The sequence below is a fragment of the Paenibacillus sp. FSL R7-0312 genome (genome assembly GCF_038004445.1).
Taxonomy (GTDB): domain Bacteria; phylum Bacillota; class Bacilli; order Paenibacillales; family Paenibacillaceae; genus Paenibacillus_AQ.
On sequence record NZ_JBBORE010000001.1, the window covers coordinates 4,715,856 to 4,734,752 of the forward strand.

Annotated in this window: 15 protein-coding genes; 10 read left to right on the forward strand and 5 right to left on the reverse strand. The window is 50.6% G+C overall.

Features of this window, described 5'->3' with window-relative positions; genetic code table 11:
• Window positions 1-56: 56 nt before the first annotated feature.
• Window positions 57-569, reverse strand: a complete 513-nt coding sequence (locus MKX70_RS33460) for a DUF2569 family protein (protein ID WP_081956562.1) — start codon at window positions 567-569, stop codon at window positions 57-59.
• 253 nt (window positions 570-822) lie between these two features.
• On the opposite strand from MKX70_RS33460, the gene MKX70_RS20720 reads away from it, so the two are divergent.
• Together MKX70_RS20720 and MKX70_RS20725 are read left to right on the forward strand one after the other, a co-directional pair.
• Window positions 823-3,090, forward strand: coding sequence for a type IA DNA topoisomerase (locus MKX70_RS20720; RefSeq protein WP_340840636.1), 2,268 nt, complete (start codon window positions 823-825; stop codon window positions 3,088-3,090).
• A 133-nt stretch (window positions 3,091-3,223) separates the two neighbouring features.
• Window positions 3,224-4,557 (forward strand): IS3 family transposase gene (locus MKX70_RS20725; protein WP_156123488.1). Its coding sequence is split into 2 segments (ribosomal slippage): window positions 3,224-3,605 and window positions 3,605-4,557, totalling 1,335 coding nucleotides; the frame shifts between segments, so codons are not numbered across the junction.
• A gap of 93 nt (window positions 4,558-4,650) precedes the next feature.
• On the opposite strand, the gene MKX70_RS20730 is transcribed toward MKX70_RS20725, so the two are convergent.
• From MKX70_RS20730 to MKX70_RS20740, 3 genes are all read right to left on the reverse strand, one after another.
• The gene (locus MKX70_RS20730) at window positions 4,651-5,403 is read right to left on the reverse strand and encodes a DsbA family protein (RefSeq protein WP_340785709.1); all 753 of its coding nucleotides are present in this window, start codon (window positions 5,401-5,403) and stop codon (window positions 4,651-4,653) included.
• An 85-nt stretch (window positions 5,404-5,488) separates the two neighbouring features.
• Complete coding sequence (locus MKX70_RS20735; protein WP_042236843.1) at window positions 5,489-6,241, reverse strand: HAD family hydrolase; 753 nt, start codon at window positions 6,239-6,241, stop codon at window positions 5,489-5,491.
• Between the two features lie 130 nt (window positions 6,242-6,371).
• Complete coding sequence (locus MKX70_RS20740; protein ID WP_039299120.1) at window positions 6,372-7,289, reverse strand: ArsR/SmtB family transcription factor; 918 nt, start codon at window positions 7,287-7,289, stop codon at window positions 6,372-6,374.
• A gap of 182 nt (window positions 7,290-7,471) precedes the next feature.
• On the opposite strand from MKX70_RS20740, the gene MKX70_RS20745 reads away from it, so the two are divergent.
• The 6 genes from MKX70_RS20745 (at window position 7,472) to MKX70_RS20770 (ending at window position 13,922) form a co-directional block, all read left to right on the forward strand.
• Complete coding sequence (locus MKX70_RS20745; RefSeq protein WP_042242679.1) at window positions 7,472-8,608, forward strand: MFS transporter; 1,137 nt, start codon at window positions 7,472-7,474, stop codon at window positions 8,606-8,608.
• A gap of 89 nt (window positions 8,609-8,697) precedes the next feature.
• Window positions 8,698-9,423: a phosphonate ABC transporter ATP-binding protein gene (locus MKX70_RS20750; RefSeq protein ID WP_042137817.1), complete on the forward strand. Its 726-nt coding sequence runs from the start codon at window positions 8,698-8,700 to the stop codon at window positions 9,421-9,423.
• A 36-nt stretch (window positions 9,424-9,459) separates the two neighbouring features.
• Window positions 9,460-10,746, forward strand: a complete 1,287-nt coding sequence (locus tag MKX70_RS20755) for a hypothetical protein (protein ID WP_340785714.1) — start codon at window positions 9,460-9,462, stop codon at window positions 10,744-10,746.
• Entirely contained in the window at window positions 10,739-11,437 is a 699-nt protein-coding gene (locus MKX70_RS20760; RefSeq protein WP_039299112.1) for a response regulator transcription factor, read from the forward strand. Before MKX70_RS20755 ends, MKX70_RS20760 begins: the two co-directional genes overlap by 8 nt.
• A complete protein-coding gene (locus MKX70_RS20765) occupies window positions 11,434-12,840 on the forward strand; it encodes a sensor histidine kinase (RefSeq protein ID WP_042236839.1) in 1,407 nt (468 codons plus the stop codon). Before MKX70_RS20760 ends, MKX70_RS20765 begins: the two co-directional genes overlap by 4 nt.
• Window positions 12,837-13,922, forward strand: coding sequence for a GNAT family N-acetyltransferase (locus tag MKX70_RS20770; protein WP_340840638.1), 1,086 nt, complete (start codon window positions 12,837-12,839; stop codon window positions 13,920-13,922). The genes MKX70_RS20765 and MKX70_RS20770 overlap by 4 nt, the downstream gene beginning before the upstream one ends.
• 92 nt (window positions 13,923-14,014) lie before the next feature.
• On the opposite strand, the gene MKX70_RS20775 is transcribed toward MKX70_RS20770, so the two are convergent.
• Window positions 14,015-15,238 (reverse strand): glucose-1-phosphate adenylyltransferase, encoded by a 1,224-nt coding sequence (locus MKX70_RS20775; protein WP_340840639.1) that lies wholly within the window; start codon window positions 15,236-15,238, stop codon window positions 14,015-14,017.
• Between the two features lie 218 nt (window positions 15,239-15,456).
• Here MKX70_RS20775 and glgB point away from each other — a divergent pair, with 218 nt between their 5' ends.
• Window positions 15,457-17,376, forward strand: coding sequence for a 1,4-alpha-glucan branching protein GlgB (glgB, locus tag MKX70_RS20780; protein ID WP_042236836.1), 1,920 nt, complete (start codon window positions 15,457-15,459; stop codon window positions 17,374-17,376).
• 30 nt (window positions 17,377-17,406) lie between these two features.
• On the forward strand, window positions 17,407-18,843 hold the full coding sequence (glgA, locus tag MKX70_RS20785) for a glycogen synthase GlgA (protein WP_340785723.1): 1,437 nt from the start codon (window positions 17,407-17,409) through the stop codon (window positions 18,841-18,843).
• Window positions 18,844-18,897 lie beyond the last annotated feature (54 nt).

The window sequence follows — 18,897 nt, forward strand, 5'->3', positions numbered from 1 at the left end:
GATCATCCGCGTTTGGTACGTTTTATGTAGCTATCAAATAACAACAACTGCGTCTTTTACGCAAATGTGTTTTTCACTCTTTTAGATATGAGTAAGTAAGGCAACCAGATCAGCATATAAGCAAATGAAGATATAACACCCTGATATATATTTATTTCTTCATAGAATTCCTCCGGCAAAAAATGAATACCCAGCAGCCAAAAAAGAGTTAAGCATTGAATGATGAAAGAGCTGATTATGTAAATTACAGATAACTTTTTGAACCATATACTATGTCTTACACAAAAATAGATAATGAATATGATCATAATACAGATGACCAGACTTAGGGTGGTATCAACGATTAATGACGGATACAAGGATGAATTATAATATTCACTGTCTGGATCGGTGATTCGTTTAAATTCGTCAGACTTGATAATAGAGTAGTTATCAAGGGTACTTAATAGAAGTCTGATAAATTGTACGAATAAGCTAGCAGCAAACAGCACTAACCATCCGCCAAATCCCACATAAGATTTTCTTGAAATGTTTTTAAACGCCATGATTTCACCTGTTAAGATCCGCATCGGCTGCAGGTTTTGCTAAATTTATGTAACTGAATTATATATCGCAAATAAATAGTGCGAAATGACATATTTAGGTGTATCTATTGGGATGTGAAAATATTCATTGAACTGGGACTCAACCTGTGAGGTATAACCGCAAATACCGCGGGTCTGAACTCAGTCTTCAAGTCAATACGTTAAAAAGTGGTGAAGTAATGGTATAATAGACTACTGGACGTATTTTGGAAGAACCATGGGTAAGGAGCGATTATTTTTGAAGACACTCATTATTGCGGAAAAACCGGACATGGGGCGGAATATCGCCGCCGCAATAGAACCGAAGGCCAAAAATTACCGTTCCTATCTGGAAGGGGAGCAGTATATTATCACCTGGGCGATCGGGCATCTGATTGGCCTGGCGGAGCCTGAAGCATACGACAACAAATATAAAAAATGGAACATTAATGATCTGCCGATTATTCCGGAGCAGTTCAAGCTGGTGCCGAATGCGCGCACGCTGGATCAGCTGAAGGTGATTGGCGAGCTGGCGAAGCGCAGCGACCTGCTGGTCAATTCCTGCGATGCCGGGCGCGAAGGGCAGCATATTTTCTCGCTAATCCAGCGCCATCTGGAGCTGAGCCAGCCGGTCAAGCGGCTGTGGATATCGGACCTGACACCGGAAACGATCCGCAAAGGGTTCCAGGAGCTGAAGGACGGCTCGGAATATGAGAATCTGACCAAGGCGGCCAGGGCACGCAGCGAGGCGGACTGGCTGATCGGGATGAACGGCTCGCGGGCGTTTACGACGAAGCATAATGTGCTGCTGTCTGTAGGGCGGGTGCAGACCCCCGTGCTTGCGCTGATCTATGACCGGCAGAAGACGATTGAGGCATTCTCCTCGCTGAAGTTTTTTGAGGTGGAGGGGCATTTCAGCCAGAATGAACTGAACTATAAGGGAATGTGGCAGGGGGACCGGCTCACTGACGGCGCCAAGGCAGAGGCTCTTGCAGCCAAGGTTAAGGGCAAACCGGCCAGAATTGAATCCTATGAGGTTAAGGAAACCAAGGAATATCCGAACAAGCTGTATGATTTGACGCTGCTGCAGCGTGAGGCGAACGGGAAATATGCATTTTCAGCCAAAAAAACGCTGGATATTGCCCAGGCGCTCTATGAAAAGCACAAAGTGATATCCTATCCGCGTACCAACTCCAACTACGTGACGGAGCAGAACATCCCGGAGATGCACAAGACGCTGTCGGCGCTGCAAGGTACGCAGTACGATGAATGGGTGAAGGGTGCCAACCGCAACCTGGTCCATAAAGGCAACAAGTTTATCTGTAACCCGTCCAAGGTTGAGGATCACCATGCCATTCTGCCGACGAACCGCAAGGCGAACGGACTGAGTGCGGATGAGGCCAAGCTGTACGACCTGATCGTCCGCCGGCTCCTCTCCCAGTTCTATCCGGCTGCTGAATACAAGGTGCATACTGTAATCACCGAAGTGGAGAATGAGAAGTTCAAAACCACCGTCAAGGAGCTGCTCGGCCTGGGCTGGAAGGTGATTTACGGAGACCAGAAGAAGGACAAGTCCAAACCGGCCAAGGGCAAAGGCAAGGAGGATGAGGAGGACGAGGAGGTTGAGGTGAACGAGCCGTTCTCGATCTCAACAACGGATGAAGTGGTCTGCAGTGACGCCATCGTTAAGGAGAAGGATACCCAGCCGCCGAAGCACTATACGGAAGGGACTTTGCTGAAGGCGATGGAAAGCGCAGGCAAGCAGATAGAGGATGAGGAGCTCCGCGATGCCATGAAGGATTCGGGGCTCGGCACTCCGGCGACACGGGCAGCAACCATTGAGCGGCTGAAGAATGTCGGCTACGTGGAGATGCAGGGTAAAAAAATCGCCATCACCCAAAAGGGACGGACAGCGATTGAGCTGATCCGCGGTGCGGGTGTTGAGCTGCTGACCTCCCCGGAAATGACCGGGCAGTGGGAGCGCCGCCTGAACGAAATCGCCCGCGGCACAGCCGCGGACGGCCAGTTCATGGAGAACGTCAAACGTTTCGCCTCTATGATCGTGGACAAGGTCCGGGTGCAGTCCCGTGCAGCCAAAACCTCCTTCGAAGGCGAAACCCCTTCGCTGAATGCCGGAGCCAAAGGACGCATTGCGGGAGCAACGCCGCGCAAAGCTGCGGACCGCAAAGCCGCCGACAAACCTACTGCGGCAAGGAAACGCAGCGAGCCGGCTGCCGCGAAAGCGGAGGACACCGGGCCGAAGGTAATTGGCAGCTGCCCGCGTCCCGGCTGCGGCGGGATGATCTTCATGGGCCGCAAGGGCTACGGCTGTTCCCATTACAAGGAAGGCTGCAAATTCGTGATCTGGAAAGAAAATCACGGCCGCACGCTCACCGACGCCCAGGTGAAAGCATTGATTGAGAAGGGCAAGACCGGCAAGCTGAAGCTGGCTGCAGAAGACGGCTCTCCGCTGGAAGGCAAGCTGGTGCTGACGAACATGGATACAGGACAGCTGGCTGTGGAATAATTCATAAATGAAAAAAGCGCCCCGGCCAGTTTTTTGAACTGTGACCCACAAGAAAGACACTTTGAAAAAAGTGACCTTCTTGTGGGTCTTTTGTGTTTTAATCAGAATATTGGAAAAGGAGCGGGATAAGACTGTGGGAAATTTAAATCGAACCCTATTTACGGAAGATATCATCAGAAGATTAGAGAAGAATCCAAATGTTCAGCGAGTATCCGAGACGAATATTTCGTATACTGCTGAGTTTAAGTTGGCGGCAGTGAAGGCCTACAACGAGGGGACACCCCCGTCAGAAATATTTCTTAAGGCGGGCTTTGACCTAAATCTCATCGGTTCTAAAAAACCAAAGCATAGTTTGAAACGCTGGAGAGATAGCTTTGCTAAATATGGTGAACTGGGACTACTGGAAGAACGGCGTGGCAAAGGCAGCGCTGGACGAAAGCCTGCATGTGCCTTGTCTGCTGACGAAGAACTGAAGCGCGCAAAGGCGAAGATTAAATTACTAGAAGCTGAGGTCGACTTTCTAAAAAAGCTCGAAGCGCTCGAACGGAACCAAGGAAAACCTTAACACCTTCGGAGCGCTACGAAATCATTTATCACACCCTGAGAGCCCATGGATTAAGCCGTATGACTCGTTATCTATGTGGAGTCGCCGCTGTGAGCACCAGTGGCTATTACAGATGGCTGGGCGCCGAGCAAAGGCGTCAACTTCGTGCAGCCGACGACGAGCGCGACCTTGTTCTTATTAAGCAACACTTCAACGCATTACAAGGAAGAGCTGGCGCTTTGGTGATTAAGATGCGTTTGGAGCATCTCAGCGGTGTCACCATGAATCACAAGAAGATTCGCCGATTAATGCGTAAATTTAACCTTGTCGCAGCCTTACGGCAAGCTAATCCGTACCGTAAGATGGCAAAGGCAACGCAGGAGCATCAGACCTGCGCAAACTTACTGAAACGCCAATTTGACCAGAAAGAGCCGGAGAAAGTCTTTCTAACCGATATCACCTATCTGCGGTACGGAAACGGACAGTGGGCTTATCTTTCGTGCATAAAAGATGGAGCAACCCGGCAAATTCTTGCTGACTGTGTAGCAGGGACACTAGAGTTACCACTCGTTGAAAAAACCATTCGGCGTCTGCTGGAACGGCTTGATGGAAATCTTCATCCAGAAGCCATTTTCCACTCCGATCAGGGCATGCACTACACACATCCTAAAACTCGTCTCCAAATTGAGCAGGCAGGTTTTCAACAGTCCATGTCCCGTAAAGGGAACTGTTGGGACAATGCATCGATGGAGTCGTTCTTTGGGCATATGAAAGATGAAATGAGCGTTCGAGATTGTCAGAATCTCACAGAAGTCAGGGCTCGTGTTTCGGAATATATTGCCTACTATAACTCCGAGCGATACCAATGGACATTAAAGAAGATGACTCCTGACGAATTCAGAAGTCATCTCCTTGCGAGCTAGCTCTAGGGTATTTCTTTTAAACCGTCCTCAAATCGGGTCACAGTTCATTTCCCGGCCGGGGCGCTTTTTTATATGCTTTTACAGGTTGTGAAGTTACTTAGCTTCTTGCAGTGCGCTGTCAATTGCAGCGCTTAAGCCTTCATAAGAGGAGTCCGGCAGCAGAACGCCGTTCACCATGAACTTAGGCGTGCCGTTTACACCGTAAGCGCCGGCGATCTTGAAGTCTTCTTTTACATCGAACATATACGTATGGTTCTTGACGTCCTGCTCGAACTGTCCGTAATCGATGCCTTCGATGTTATCCTTAACGAATTTCAGGATGAACTTCTGCGTAGCCCAGATCTTGCTCTCATCCCCCTGATTGGCATAGAGCTTGTGGACATATTCCCAGAACTTCTCGTTGCTCTGCTTGTATATGGCTTCACCTGCACTGGCGGCAAAATAAGAGTCCCGGTCAATAAAGGCAAAGTTCATGAAGTAGAACTGTACTTTTCCGGTATCTACGTAATCCTTGATGAACGTATCCAGATAGGTGGCGGTCCATTTTTTGCAGGCTGGACATTTGAAATCGGCAAACTCAATGACCTTCACCTTAGCATCTTCCTTGCCCAGATGAGGCTGTTTCTCATATTTCAGCCCGTCAACAACGATTGTTCCCTTCACATCTGTGTAATTGGGCAGGCCCTCGAGTTCGGCTGAACCGGATGACTTGCTGCCTGTAGTGATGAAGAACAGGACAACCACCAGAAGAACGACAATGATTGCAAGCAACATGGGGAGCAGACGTTTGTTACCCGTGGAATTCTTGGGATTCTTAGATTTCTTAGATTTCATAGGTTTGTTCATTGCCTACCTCCTGCGCGGGATGAAAATCTACTCAAATAGTATAATCATACCCACAGCAGGCTGCATATGTCATTTGTAACAGGAGTTAGCCGTGATGCTTGCGCAGGGCAGCTGAACGGATCACCGGCGGTACCTCATGAATTGCTGAAATGGTCATGACCGACTGCTGCATTTCACGCTGAAGCTCAATCAGGTTGTAGAGCCACTCATTCTGCTGCTTCAGATAGATGCTGTTGATGCCGGCAGTCAGCGCGGGAAGCACGTCCGTCCGCAGGGAGTTGCCGATCATCCAGGTTATGTTGCGGTCGAAATTGTAAGTAGTCAGGATATTCTCAAGCGCCTCCACATTCTTGTGCTGGCGAATGTAGATCCGGTCATCGAAGTAGGCATCCAGCTTCATTTGGGCGATTTTGCGCTGCTGAATGGTATCATCTCCGCCAGTGTAGAGGTATAGGGAATGACCATCCTGCTTCAAGGTATCGAGGGTTTCCACCATACCCGGGTATGCTTCAACCTCCTGATCATATACGCTCAGGCCGAGCTTCATCAGCTGCTGCTCCTCGAACGGATCGGTTTTGCGGTTAAATTTGGCGGCGAAATAACGGTATGTGGCAATCAGGGATTTCGGGAAATTATCGCTGGCCAGTCCGCTGGTGCTGACTGTTTCTACGTCGATTTCTACCTGCTTGGTACGGAACTCGCTCATGGTCGGTCCGTAATCACTGAACCAGTCCGACATAAGCTCGAAATACCGGCCTAGAATGAGGTCGAAATATTTGTTGCAGTGCACCAGGGTGTCGTCCAGATCGAAGATTACTTGTTGGGTCAAATATTTCATACTGCTCACTCCTAAATGTTTTGTGAGGAATCCTTCTATGATGTGCGCTTCGAACAAAATCTGCTCCGGAAGCATCCGCTTGGTTGTGTAAGGTGTAAGTAACTATGCCTCTGCTGTAAATGTACAATTATTATATACGAATATAGGACTCCAGAAACATCTGAAGTTCAGCTGCGCCATCCGGCCGTATGCTGTAGCGTTCAGTGCCTTCACCGCGCAGATGTACGCGCAGCAGTCCGGCGACCCGCAGACTGAGCAGATGATGCATCAGCATCTCCCGCGACTGGTTCAGCTCGGATTGCATTTCCCAAAGGGTCTTGGGCTCACCCGCCACAAAGCGGAGCAGTCTAAGCCGGGTCGGGTCGGAGAGGGCCTGGGTTAACCTAAGCAGCACGGTAGGCGGCTCCTCTTCATTCTCGGAGGGTACATCGACCGGATATTGTACAAGCATCAGGTTCTTATAGAAGCAATAAGTATTGATCGGCCGGTTATGTACCGTAGGAAGCAGGACAATGGTCTTCAGCTCAGGAATATCTTCAATAACAACGCCGCCCGAGGCATATTCGATCAGCGGTACCATGTCCATTTTGCTCTCAAGCATTTTTTTCTCGGATGCGTCTTCAATCAGGAGCGGCAGGATCGTGTGTTCCACATGACGGAAATAATGCTCATACCACATCCGCAGCAGCGGAGTATAGCCGTTCTTGATCCGGGCACATTCTTCAAGAGTGAAGTTGTGGAAGAAGGGGGCGGTCCGCACCAGGCAATCTTCAACGGTAGAGGCTTCAAGCTCATCCAGGAACTGCAGTACTTTGGAAGCTTCCCCCCGGCTGTAAGCCCAGGCATAGAGCACATCATAGTCGTCAAAAGGCCATTCGGCAGCCTGCTTCAGCGCAGCCAGCTGCATAGGCGGGAACCGGCCGTCCACATCCCGAACCCAATCGGTGCCGATCTCCAGATTGGAAATCCATTTCTTCGTCACATATAGCATAAAACTGTCCAGCAGTTCATATACGGGTGAAACATCAATTTCGAGTTCATATTTCATTAAGCCGGGTCACCTCCAGAAAATCCGTCACTTCTATATATTATCTCTTGTTTTGAAGAGGGTTGTCCACTATAATGTTCGGTGTTTGCCGCTCTGACGGCAGTTTTGATCACCGCTGAATTACATAGGAGGATTTATTCGTGTCAGATTCCAAATCTATATCGCTTGAGCACAGCAGCAAAATGAATTATATGATTCTGATTACCGTAATTATATTGGCAGGACTAAGTCAGGGGATGCTGCTGCCTGTATTATCCATTCTGCTGGAGCAAAAGGGTGTATCCTCCTCACTGAACGGATTAAATGCCGCAGCTCTATACGTAGGGTCTTTCGCAATGACCCTGATTGCAGAGCGGGTACTTGGCGCAATCGGCTTCAAGAAGCTCATTGCCGCAGGCCTCAGTCTCGTGCTGGTGACTCTGCTCCTGTTCCCGCTGCTTCCCGGGGTCAAGGTGTGGTTCGTACTCCGTCTGCTGGTAGGCATAGGCGATTCAGCCATTAACTACGCCGCTCAGCTATGGGTGCTGCTGATGTCACCCGCTGAGCACCGCGGACGCAATCTGTCCCTGTATGGAATGTCCTACGGTCTGGGCTTCAGCCTGGGACCGCTGGGCATCATCCTGCTGCGCTTCGGCCCGTCCGCGCCGTTTCTGATTACCGCCGGACTGTTTGTCCTTGTACTGCTTCTCGTTGCGGTCAAACTGCCGGATTCACATCCGCACCCGATAGATCATAGTGAAGGGCAGGCCAGACGGTTCGGACGAAGCTACAGGCTGGCCTGGTACGCTCTGATCCCGGCACTGCTGTACGGATATATGGAAGCGAGCCTGAACAGTAACTTTCCTGTATACGGACTGCGGATCGGCTTCAGTACGGATCAGATTGCGACGCTATTGCCGTTTGCCGGCATTGGCGGCCTGCTGCTGCAGTTGCCGCTTGGCATATGGAGCGACCGCTATGGCCGCAGAGCCATCCTAATTGCTTCAGGAGTTGGCGGAGGCCTTGCCTTCACCCTGCTTCCTCTGGCCGGAGAGCATTTTCTGCTGAATCTGCTGCTCCTGATGATTGCCGGAGGCCTGGTGGGCTCCTTCTTCTCGCTTGGCCTAAGCTATGCCGCAGATATCCTGCCGCGCCATCTGCTTCCGGCGGCGAATGTTGTGTCTTCCTTCCATTATAGCCTCGGAAGTATTGCCGGGCCTGGTGTAGGCGGGTTGCTCCTGCAATTCGGCTGGGGTGGCAGTGTATTTGCAGTAATGGGTGGTTTATATATTCTGTTCGGACTGACAGGCTTATTATTCTCGCCACGGAAGAACATTTGAGGTAAGATAAGAACGAATGCTCGCATGGAATTTGATCCCGCTTTCAGAGTACACTATAGAGTAGAGTTGAAGACAGGAGAGGCTGAACTATGATTACAGTTGAACATTTGGCCAAAGCGGTCGGGGAAGATAAAGCACCGGTTCTGCAGGATATCGGATTTCAATTAGAACCGGGTGAATTTGTGGTTATTCTGGGAGCCAGCGGAAGCGGGAAATCGACACTTCTGAAATGCCTGGCGCTGCGCGAGAAATGGGATAGAGGGAATTTCCGGGTAGACGGCAAGGACATCATGAAGAGCCCTTTTGCCGGCAAACGCAAAATCCGCCGCGAATGGGCCTATCTGGAGCAGAATGCGGAGCTGAATCCGAACCGTACGGCACTGAAGAACGTGCTGATCGGACAAGCCTCACAGACACCTCTGTGGCGGATGGCTACAGGAATGGTCCGCTCTGATGATTATATGGGGGCGATGGACCAGCTTGATCTGCTGGGTCTGCTGGACAAAGCAAAGATGAAGACGAGCCACCTCAGCGGCGGTGAACGTCAGCGTGTGGCCATCGCCCGCGCATTGGTTCACGGTGCTAAGGTTATACTTGCCGATGAACCTGTTACTGGTCTGGACCCCAAGACTGCGGAGAATGTGCTTGAAACGCTCCGTAAGCTGTGCAAGGAAACTGGACTAACCGTGATTACCGTACTGCCGATTGAACTGGCGGAGCGTTTCGCCAGCCGGTTATGGGTACTGGAAGACGGAAGAATCAAACATGATGTGAAGGGGCGCCGGCTGACCTCACAGGAGCGGCTGCATCTGTGAAGCGGCAAGGCGTGCAATAAGGAGAGAGTGATGAAGTTGAATAAACGGTTACTCGGAAGGCTTACAGCAGCCTCTTTGTCCCTGTTTGTAATGTCCGGCTGTACCTTCATCAGCGATCCTGTTTCCCAGATGAAGGTGCCGCAGCTGTCCGCTGACAAAGCTTCGCTGATGACAGCGATTAATTCCTCGCTGAAGCCGCTCGATGCAACGCTGATCCGTCCGGCCAATGATGATGACAGTTCTATTTTCACCGAGGATCTGGACAAGGATGGGATTATGGAGACGCTTGTCTTCTACCAGACGAAGAATGAAGCTGTAGTGATCCACGGGATGATTCTGGAGAAGCATGAGGACACCTGGGTCAAGAAGCTTGTTTTTGACGGGGACGGAACCATGCTGGATTCGGTTGATCTTAGAGATGTGACGGGTGACGGGAAGCTTGATATTGTTACCGGCTATTCGCGCGGGGAAGAAAAGGGCATGGTGGTCTACAGTTATTCCGGCGGAGAGCTGGAAGAAATTCTGACAAAGCCTTACACCAAATATATACTGGATGATTTGAACGAGGACGGGGTTGCCGACATTACAGTCGTGTATTTCAAGCGCAATGAATTCGCCACAATAACTACCTACCAATATAACGACAGCTTCAAGGTGCTTGACGAACTGGATAATCTGGACCCCTATTTCGATAATTATTACAATATTGTCTCAGGAAAAGTGGCGGAGAACAAAGAAGGTATAGTTCTGGACTCTGCTGTGGATTCTCGCTCTGCCTATACAACAATTGTTGTTATGGAGAATAACAAGCTGCGCGTAGCCATTCCGGGGGATGTACGGACCTTCAAGGACCGGAAGATTGTCAGTGAGGATATTGACCTGGATGGAATTATTGAGATCGGAATGCTGGAGCCTCCCTCGGGATGGGAGTATTTCGACCCTGAGACTATACCCTATTTCAATTCTTATTACAAATGGGACGGAAAAGACGGCTTGACCTTTAGTACTCAGTTGTATAATGATCCTTCGGACCGGTTTACCATTAATTTTTCTCCGGAATGGCATAAGAATGTCACAGTGGATACCAAGTCCGTTCAGGACAAATCGCTTAAATTCATTATGCTCGACACCGGGGAGACTGTCGCTGAGGTATCGTTCTTCTCACCGGCAGAATGGGATAGGGTAAAGAACTCCGGCTGGAAGCTTCTGGGGCGTGATCTGGACAAAATGATCGGCTACCGGGGGGAGCTGGAGCAAAACACCATCGGGGGAGAGAACGGAAGAGTCAAATCTTCTATAGAGAGGAAGGGAATCGATGAGTAAAGTACTGATTCTGGAGGATGAAGAATCCATCCGCAGTTTTATTGTAATCAATCTTAAACGCAACGGGTTTGAAGTGCTCGAAGCCGCTGACGGCAATGAGGCCCTGCATAAGCTGACAACGGTTCCGGATATTGATATTGCCCTGCTGGATGTCATGGTGCCCGGCATCGACGGCTTTGAGGTCTGCAGACGCATTAGAGAAACTAACGAGCGGCTCGGCATTATTTTTCTGACAGCCAAAGTTCAGGAGCAGGATAAGGTATACGCACTGTCTGTGGGTGCAGATGATCATGTCAGCAAGCCGTTTAGTCCAACCGAACTGATTGCCCGTATCCAGTCCCTGCTGCGCCGGGTCAATGTTCACCGTGAGCAGTCGGCCAAAGTCTCTTTTCACTCGGGCCCGTTTACACTGGATCTGATTTCGAAGCAGTTCAAGAAGAGCGGTGAAGCGATTGAGCTTACGCCTACTGAATTTTCGCTGGTGCAATTCTTCCTTGAGAAGGAGAATACGCCGCTCAGCCGCGACTCCCTGCTTGATCACGTATGGGGTAAGGAGTACATGGGTGATCCCAAAATTGTTGACGTGAATATACGCCGCTTGCGCCAGAAAATCGAAAATAATCCGTCAGAGCCTGAATTCCTGCAGACGGTGTGGGGGCACGGCTATAAATGGAAAGGCCAGGTACAATGATTAAGAAGGGGATGCGCAGACAGATCGTACTGCACTATATTCTTGTAGTCTTTGTGGCGCTTCTCCTCGTGGAGACTATTTTTCTGCTGGCGATCCGGACGTATTATTACGACAGCATCTACAGCAAAATCACCACTCATATCAGTGCGGGGGAGACTTTCGTAAAATATGAATTCTCAGCGGAACGATCGCCGAATCAACTCCTGAACCTGCTCGACTTCTTCAACTTGGAGTATACCGAACTAGAAGTTCTGACATTGAATGGAGATATCATTACCAGTTCCACCGGATTTCAGCCGGACCGGACCATCACCACCAGTGATGTTCCCGAGGCTGTGGGCGGTAGTGTCGGGCGCTGGGTGGGGCGGCAGGCCGGGACGAATGAAAGTGTAATGGCCGTCTCCAAGATGGTGCAGATCAACTCGCATGAAACTTACATCTTGCGTTACCTGACTTCCATGGAGGGGGTCAACAAGGATCTGCTTAATCTGACACTGCTCTCTATTGGCATCGGGGCGGCGGTTATGTCGATCGTGGTCTTGTTCAGCTTCGGTCTCGCGAATTCCATTGTACGGCCGCTCAACAATATCACGGCTGTGTCAGCGCAGATGGCCAAAGGGAAGTTCACCACCCGCATCAAGGGGGATTACCGGTACGAAATCGCTGAACTGGCTTCAACGCTCAATTATATGGCAGAGGAGATTGTCCGCAGTAATCAGATTAAGGATGATTTCATTTCTTCGATCTCCCATGAGCTGCGGACACCGCTGACCAGCATCAAGGGCTGGAGTGAAACGCTCATCTCAGGCGGCTACGACCCCGAGGAAACCAAACTGGGCATGGGTATCATCTCCAAGGAGAGCGACCGGCTGATCGGGCTGGTGGAAGAGATTCTGGACTTCTCCAAGCTGCAGCAGAACGAAATGAAGCTGTCGATTGCCCAGGTGGATATCAAGGTGCTACTGCAGGAGACGCTGCTGAATATCTGGGCCAAGGCCGAGAAGAAGCGGATTCACCTGCTGCTGGAATGCGAAGAGACTATCTTCATAAGAGGCGATGCGAACCGGCTGAAGCAGGTGTTCCTCAATCTGGTCGACAATGCTGTGAAGTTCTCGCCTGAGGATTCCAGTATCGTCCTGTCCGCTGAACGCCTGTCGAATACGGAGATGGCCGTAATCGTAAGGGATAGCGGGATCGGCATCAGCGAAGCGCATCTGTCCAGAGTGCGGGACCGGTTCTTCCAGGTCGATGCGCTTAACGGCGGGACCGGCCTTGGCCTTGCGATCTCCCAGCAGATTGTAGAGCTTCATAACGGCAAGCTGGAAATGGACAGCGAGCTCGGCAAGGGTACTCAGGTTACCGTTATTTTGCCGCTTGTTGATGTGCAGGAGGAGAAGGCATGAATACACAGGAACCAGGGAAATCTTCTTCAGAACAAAGGCTCGAGATGATCCGCGGCGGACGTGAACATTCAGCGGATATTCTGAAGCTCCTCCGTGAAGCGGCAGGCTGGATGGAGAGTAAAGGAATCAACCAGTGGACACCGGGGCAGTTCAGCATCCGCGATGTAGAGGATTATTTGAGCAGCAGAGAGGTTTATCTGGCCATGGAGGGAGCAGCTCTTGCCGGGATGTTCACCCTGCAGTTCAGCGATATCCAGTACTGGGGAGACCGCAATGACGAATCCTACGCCTATCTGCACCGGCTCGCTGTAGCCAAATCCCACCGCGGCATGGGGCTTGGCGGCCAGATGATCCGTTTTGCGTTACGAAGAGCGGAGGAACGGGGATGTGCCGGTCTAAGGCTGGATACAGTAGCCCATAATATTAAGCTGAACCGTTACTATCAGAGCCTGGGATTTCACTATATGGGTACCCGGGATGTCAGCGCAGGCCGGTTGGTTAACCTGTATGAGTATGAAGCGGAGACCGGCGATCCGGGCAGCGTAATTCTCCGGTATATGGGGGAAGCTGATTACGCTTTAATGAGGGAATGGAGTGTTTCCCCGGAGTATTTGAAGAAGTGGGCAGGTCCATCGTTGTCCTACCCTCTGGATGACCGGCAGCTAGAGCGATATCTGGACGGAGCCAATCATCCGGCAGAATCTGGTCTGCTGGTCTATTGTGCGGTGCTAAGAGCTACCGGTCAAACGGTTGGACATATAAGCTTATCCGCAATCGACCGTGAAAACGGTTCGGCCAGAATAAGCAGGGTCGTCGTCGACCCCGGGAGCCAAGGGCAGGGAATCGGACTGCAGATGGTTCGTGAAGTCCTGCGTATCGGCTTCGACGGGCTGCGGCTCCACCGGATATCCCTTGGAGTATTCGATTTCAATACGGCGGCTCAGAAAACCTACGAGACAGCCGGTTTTACACGGGAGGGGATCTCACGTGAGGCCGCAATATTCGGCGGGCGCTATGCCGATTGCATCGAGATGGGCATATTGGACAGGGAGTGGAGGACAAGCCGCCTCTCCGGCAAATGAATAGGAAGAACCTACAAAAGGGATACAGCATAAGGTCGGATAGACCATAGCTGTATCCCTTTTATGTAGCAGCCGTAAAGGCTGATTAAAGATTATGAAGGCATCCCTTCCGCGCGCAGACGGCCGGTCTTCTCATAGACTTCCTGAAGGAGACGGGAAGGCTGGGTACGGATGATTGGTTTGGCTGCTACGATCTCATGCGGGCCGACAACTACAATATTGTCCGCGCTGCCTTTAATCACAGCGCCGTCTTTGATGACTGCACCCTCACCGATAATCGCATTCTCAATCAGAACACCGCGGCCGATGCGGACGCCCGGCATAATTACACTCTGCTTGATCTTACTTAGCTTGCCGATCTCTACACCGCCGAAGATAACGGAACGCTGAAGACTGCCTTCCATCGTGCAGGATTCGTGCATCAGGCAATCTGCTGGCGGTGCCTGAACCCGTGGTTTATAGGCAGCCAGCTTCGTACGGTAAGCCCGGCTGTACATCGGCCAGCGGGAGTTGTCGAGCTTGAAGCCATTCTCGGACTGCAGAAGATCCATATGCGCCTCCCAGAGGCTGTCAACCGTACCTACATCTCTCCAATACCCGTCAAAGCGGTATGCGAACAATGGGTCATTGGCATCCAGCATGGACGGAATGACATCCTTGCCGAAGTCATGGCCGGATTCCGAATTAGCAGCATCCCGCAGCAAATAACCCTTCAGATATTCCCATTCAAACATATAAATACCCATGGAAGCGAGGTTGCTCTTCGGAACCTTTGGCTTTTCGGCAAATTCAGAGATCTGGAGATCGTCATTAACATTCATCACACCGAACCGGCTGGCTTCATCCCAAGGCACTTCCATGACCGAAATGGTGGCTTTGGCTGCTTTGCCTACATGGTAATCCAGCATTTTACGGTAATCCATATGATAGATATGATCTGCAGACAGGATAAGTACATTCTCCGGATTCTGGCTGTCAATGTATTCTATGTTCTTATAAATGGCATCGGCTGTACCCGAGTAGCTGTCTCTGCCTTCAATCCCTGAAGGAAGCAGCTTCACGCCTTTATCGCTGCGGCTGTGCAGTCCCCAAGGTTCACCTTCACCAATATGCTGATGCAAGGAATCGGCTTCATATTGTGTTAGTACCCCGATAGTGTCGATCTTGGAATTCACACAATTGCTGAGTGGAAAATCAATGATTCTATACTGTCCTCCGAAAGGGACTGCAGGCTTAGCCATACTGGAGGTCAAGGGGGCTAATCTGCGGCCTTCCCCGCCAGCCAGGAGCATGGCGATACAATCTTTTTTACTCATTTGTTATCCCTCCCATTTTTTTGTCAATGCTTGTAATATAACCTGCCGGCAAGCGCTTGAAACGACATAGGTGAATTATATTGCTGTGCTTCAAGAAAAATTACATTATTAATTTTCTTTATTCAGAAATCATTGAATCCGCCTGCAAAATTCATTTTCAAACGGCACATATTGGGGTAATGTAATAGGTGCATCCTATATATTAAGGTGGTGATGATTTGGCCGAAATACCAAAAACAGTAAACCTCCCGTCAACTGAAGATATTTATCTGTTCCATGAGGGCACGAATTATCGCAGCTATACGATGCTTGGCGCGCACATTGCCGTGGAAGAAGGGCAAGCCGGCGTTCGCTTTACCGTGTGGGCTCCTCATGCGGCATATGTAGGACTGGCTGGTGATCGTAATGGCTGGGATGGAACATTGGACTCCGACTCGTTATATAAGATACCCGATTCAGGATTTTGGAGTCGTTTTTTTCCGGGTATAGAGCCGGGAACTTTTTACAAATACAGGATTCATGGTGCAGATGGAACAAGCTTCCTCAAGGCTGATCCTTACGCATTCAAAGCTGAAGTACGTCCGGCCACCGCTTCCGTTGTGGCGAATCTGGATGGTTACCAATGGGGCGACGCCGCATGGCGCCGGAAGAGCAAAGCTCCGTACAATGCGCCTATGAACATTTATGAAATGCACTTCGGGACCTGGCGCCAGAAGGACAATGGGGAACTCTATACTTATAGAGAGATGAGCAGCCTGCTGATTCCGTATCTGACGGAGATGAGTTACACTCATGTGGAGTTTATGCCGCTTGCTGAGCACCCGTATGATTTGTCCTGGGGGTATCAGGGGACCGGTTATTTTGCGGCCACCAGCCGCTTCGGCGAACCGCAGGATCTGATGTACCTGATTGATCAGCTGCATCAAGCCGGCATTGGGGTTATCCTCGACTGGGTTCCGGCCCATTTTGCCAAGGATGCCCACGGCCTGAGAATGTTTGACGGTTCGCCGCTATATGAATACGCCGATCCGATGCTGGCCGAGAAGCCGGGCTGGGGCACGCTATCCTTTGATTTCAGCAAACCGGAGATCATATCGTTCCTGATCTCTAATGCTCTTTTTTGGTTTGAGATGTATCATATTGACGGCATGCGTGTGGATGCCGTAACCAGTATGCTGCGGCTTGATTTCGAGAAGCAGCACCATCAGTACAGAAAGAACATGCACGGGGGCCTTGAGAATCTGGAAGCGATCGCGTTCATCCAGCAGTTGAATACGGCGATTTTCCGGTATTATCCGAAGGCTCTGATGATGGCCGAAGAATCCAGTGCCTGGCCTGGCGTAACCTCACCTGTTCATGAAGGGGGGCTCGGCTTTAATTACAAATGGAACATGGGCTGGATGAATGACACTCTTGGGTACATAGAACATGATTTCGGGGCGCGGCCCTACCATCATAATTTGTTGACCTTCCCGATCGTCTATGCCTATGCCGAGAACTATACACTGCCTCTGTCCCATGACGAAGTGGTGCACGGTAAGAAGTCGCTGCTGAACAAAATGCCCGGCTCCTATGAGCAGAAGTTTGCCGGTCTGCGGGCATTGCTCGGTTACCAGATTAGTCATCCGGGCAAAAAGCTGCTGTTTATGGGCGGTGAGTTTGGTCAATTCATCGAATGGAAGGATCAGGATCAGCTCGACTGGCTTCTGCTGGATTATGAGGCCCATCGCCGGATGCTCGCTTACACCGCTGCCCTAAATAAGCTCTATCTCACGGAAAAAGCGCTGTGGGAGCTCGACCATGACATGGAGGGCTATCAATGGATTGACGCCGATGACAGCGGCCAGAGTGTTGCCTCCTACATCCGCAGAGGGAAGAGGCCTGTGGATACTTTGCTGATCATTATCAATTTCCAGCCGGTGGAACGGCGTAATTACCGGATCGGTGTGCCGCGTCCGGGGACCTATGAAGAGATATTCAGCTCGGAGACCCGCGAATACGGCGGTTCTGGTATTCATAATGAACCTGTTAAGAGTGAGAAGAAGGAATGGCATAACCAGCTGAACAGCCTGGAGCTGAACCTTCCGCCGCTTGGATTCCTGGTGCTCAAGAAATCCGGACGCAAAACGATTAAATAAACTATTCTTATCTATAAGGGGGAAATCTGGATGAAAGTTCTATTTGCTGCAGCTGAAGCCCATCCATTTATCAAAACAGGCGGGTTAGCCGACGTAATTGGCGCCCTGCCGAAGGCGCTTAAGGCGGCCGGAGTGGATGTTCGGGTAATTCTGCCCAAATACAAGGGGATCGCTGAGAAGTATTCCTCCCAGATGGAGCATGTCGCTGTCCTTGAGGTGCCGATCGGCTGGCGCAATCAATATTGCGGGATTGAACGGATTGTCTTTGAGGGAGTTCCTGTATACTTTATCGATAATGAGTATTACTTCGGTCGTGACGGCATCTATGGGTATATGGATGACGGCGAACGTTTCGCTTTCTATAACCGCGCTGTGCTTGAATGCCTGCCGGCGATTAACTTCCAGCCTGATGTGCTGCATTGCCATGACTGGCATGCGGCCGTAATTCCGCTGCTGCTGCAGGCGCACTACCGCCATAATCCGTTCTACAGTGAGATGCGTACGGTGTTCACCATACATAATCTCCTGTATCAAGGCGTGTTCCCTTATTCCGTACTGGGTGAGCTGCTGGGTCTCGACAACAGCTATTTCCCTGGGGTAGAGTATTACGGGAACGTGAACTATATGAAGGGCGGAATTGTCTACAGTGATCATGTCACCACGGTCAGTCCGACCTATGCCGATGAAATCCGAACACCTTATTATGGATATGGCCTGGACGGACTGCTGACCTCACGTTCAGATGCCCTAAGCGGAATTGTCAACGGGATTGATACCAAGAGCTACAATCCATCCAGCGATCCGTCTATTTTCACCCGTTACCGTTCTAACCTGGTCAAAAAGGCTGAGAATAAGCTGGGACTCCAGCAGGAACTGGGCTTGCCTGTAGCTCCTTATATTCCAATGGTAGCTATGGTTACACGTCTCGTGGATTCCAAAGGGCTGGATCTGCTGACCCGGGTTCTCGATGAACTGCTCTACTATGACGACATTCAGTTTGTCCTGCTGGGCACCGGTGATGAGATCTACGAACGCTGGTTCCGTGAGGCACAGTGGCGTTATCCGACCAAGCTGTCGTCGCAGATTACATTCAGTGATGCCTTGTCCCGCAAAATATATGCGGCCAGCGACCTGTTCCTGATGCCGTCCAAATTCGAGCCTTGTGGCATCAGCCAGCTGCTGGCTTTGCGTTATGGCAGTATTCCTGTAGTGCGTGAGACCGGTGGACTTAACGATACCGTTCATGCGTACAACGAGGAGACCGGAGAGGGCAATGGCTTCACCTTCAAGGACTATAACGCCCATGATATGATGCATACGCTCCGCCGCGCCGTATCGTTCTACCACAAGCCGGAACACTGGAAAAAAGTAGCGAAGAATGCCTTCACCGGCGATTACAGCTGGAATGTATCCGCGCAGCAGTATATTGATATATATAATAAGATTTCGGATAAAGTTACGGAGTAGAAGAACTATTGTATAGAAAAGGCATTCCCCGATCATGGTGATGGGAGGAATGCC